This window comes from Streptomyces sp. SID3212 (genome assembly GCF_009865405.1).
Lineage (GTDB): Bacteria > Actinomycetota > Actinomycetes > Streptomycetales > Streptomycetaceae > Streptomyces.
Map to the genome: position 1 here is coordinate 1 of NZ_WWJY01000054.1, position 2,541 is coordinate 2,541.

The following is a 2,541-nucleotide window of genomic DNA, read 5'->3' on the forward strand; positions in this document are numbered from 1 at the left end:
CGGTGGGTCCGGTGCGGTGCGGGACCGTACGGTGACTGCCAGGCCGGGCGGTCGGTTCGGGCCGGGCCGCGCGCGTCGTCCGGTGTGGCCGCGAGGCCGGGGGTGTTGTGGCGCCCGGGGGCGCATCCGGGGCAGCGGCGGAGCGTGAGGGGTGGGCAGGCGGGCACGGCGAACTGCCGGAATGAGGACACAGTGATGCACCAGTTCCAGTGAGAGGACCGCAGCGAAAGGGAGCGCGCCGCAGACGTGCGACGTGCTCGGTGGATCAGCGCTCGGGGTGTCTCACTTGGAGTTCAACGGCGCGTCCTCGACGGGGGGATGGTGGGCGGGAGCACCGTACGGGAAGACGGGTGCGGGGCTCCACCGGTTTTCGGGCGCGCCCGCGTCGCGGAGGTCCGGCCGCCGCTGTCGCGCCCGTACCGTAAGGCGTGTTTACAGCGCCACCGTCAGCTGCGTCCTCAGGTGCGCCCGCAGCACCCCCGCCATGTCCGTCGCGCAGCCGCTGAGCAGCCACTGCACCTGTAGCCCGTCCATCAGGGCGATCAGCTGCTGCGCCGCCGCGTCCGGTGCGATGCCGGTGCGCAGGGCGCCCTCGTCGGAGGCCTGGGCGTACGCGCGTGCCGTGGACGCGACCGAGTTGCGGTAGCGCTCCACGAAGTAGGCGTGCGCCGGGTGTTCGGGGGAGGTCGCCTCCGCCGCGACCACCGAGAAGAGCTCCACGATGCCCCGGCGGGTCGCGTTCAGCTCCGCCAGGTCGGCGAGCCTCCGCAGCCGGTCGACCCCCTTCGCGCCGCCCAGCGCCAGCCACTCGCCGTCCACTTCGTCGCGGTGCTCCAACACCGCGAACAGCAGCGACTCCTTGGTGGGGAAGTGGTGCAGCAGGCCGGGGTGCGAGATGCCGCAGCGCGACGCGATCTCCCGCAGCGAGGCCCCGCGGTAGCCGACCTCACCGAACAGGGCCATGGCGTGATCGATGATCTCACGCCGCTTCGCGCGGCCCTTCGCGTAGCCACGGCCCTTGGCATGGCCACGGTGCGGTTCGGCGGTCACTCGTCACTCTCCCCTGTCAGGTCCCCTCGGACAGCCCCGGGCCGGACAGCCCCGAGCAGGCTCGCACACCTACATACTTACCACTAGGTCGGTATTGGGCTACCGTGAGTCGGAGTGGCCTGAGCAAGCCGTTCCGACCCGGGAGACCACCGACCATGACCACGACCGCGGTCTGCCCCACGCCTGACCCGGTGACCGGCGAAGGACGACGACCACCGACGTCGCGGGGCTCCCCCACCGGGTCCTTCCGCCGCGGACGCGACGTGGAGCGGGACCGCCGCCGCCGCGTCCGGGTGTCCGCTCGACACACCCATTCGACGTTGTGAAAGGAACTGCTGTGGGCTCCTTGCCGCCCTACCTCGACCCCGGACTGCCCGTCGCGGAACGGGTCGACGACCTCGTCGGTCGTATGACCCTGCCCGAGAAGGTCGGTCAGATGCTCCAGTTGAACGCCAAGGACGGGGTACGGGGCCTCATCGAGGACATGTACGCCGGGTCGATCCTCCACGCCTCGCCCGAGCGCGTCCTCGAAGCGGCCGAGCTGACCGACCGGACGCGCCTGCGCATCCCGCTGCTCGTCGCGGAGGACTGTATCCACGGGCACTCCTTCTGGGAGGGTGCCACGATCTACCCCACCCAGCTCGGCATGGCCGCGACCTGGGACCCCGACCTCGTGGAGCGCATCGCCAGGGCCACGGCCGTCGAAGTCGCGGCGACCGGCGTCCACTGGACCTTCTCGCCGGTGCTGTGCATCACCCGTGACCTGCGCTGGGGCCGCGTGAGCGAGACGTTCGGCGAAGACCCCTTCCTCATCGGCGAGTTGGCCTCCGCCATGGTCCGCGGCTACCAGGGCGACGGGCTCGCCGACACGACGGCGATCCTGGCCTGTGCCAAGCACTTCGCCGGCTACTCCGAGACCCAGGGCGGCCGGGACGCCAGCGAGGCGGACATCTCGCGCCGCAAGCTGCGCTCGTGGTTCCTGCCCCCGTTCGAGCGGGTCGCCCGCGAGGGCTGCCGTACGTTCATGCTCGGCTACCAGTCCATGGACGGCGTGCCGATCACGGTCAACGACTGGCTGCTCAACGACGTGCTGCGCGGCGAGTGGGGCTACACCGGCACGCTGGTGACCGACTGGGACAACGTCGGCCGCATGGTGTGGGAGCAGCAGGTGTACGCCGACCACGCGCAGGCCGCCGCCGCGGCGGTCCGGGCGGGCAACGACGTGGTGATGACCACACCCCAGTTCTTCCAGGGTGCCCAGGACGCCGTCGCGGCCGGCACGCTCCAGGAGGCGGAGATCGACGCGGCCGTACGCCGGGTCCTGACGCTCAAGTTCGAGCTCGGGCTCTTCGAGAACCCCCGGCGCCCCGACGCCACCCGGCAGGCCGAGATCGTCGGCAGCGCCGGGCACGCCGAGCTCAACCTGGAAGCCGCCCGCCGCTCGCTCGTCCTGCTCACCAACGACGGCACCCTCCCGCTCGCCGGCGGGTT

At 71.7% G+C, this 2,541-nt stretch carries 3 protein-coding genes; 1 reads left to right on the forward strand and 2 read right to left on the reverse strand.

Features of this window, described 5'->3' with window-relative positions:
- Together GT042_RS38615 and GT042_RS02085 are read right to left on the reverse strand one after the other, a co-directional pair.
- The coding region (locus GT042_RS38615) for a hypothetical protein (RefSeq protein ID WP_237530397.1) at positions 1–191 on the reverse strand (191 nt) is incomplete at its 3' end.
- Positions 192–432: 241 nt separating this feature from the next.
- On the reverse strand, positions 433–1,050 hold the full coding sequence (locus GT042_RS02085) for a TetR/AcrR family transcriptional regulator (protein ID WP_345943652.1): 618 nt from the start codon (positions 1,048–1,050) through the stop codon (positions 433–435).
- A 337-nt stretch (positions 1,051–1,387) separates the two neighbouring features.
- On the opposite strand from GT042_RS02085, the gene GT042_RS02090 reads away from it, so the two are divergent.
- Positions 1,388–2,541 (forward strand): glycoside hydrolase family 3 protein (locus tag GT042_RS02090; RefSeq protein WP_161306979.1); only part of this gene is annotated, 1,154 nt, incomplete at its 3' end.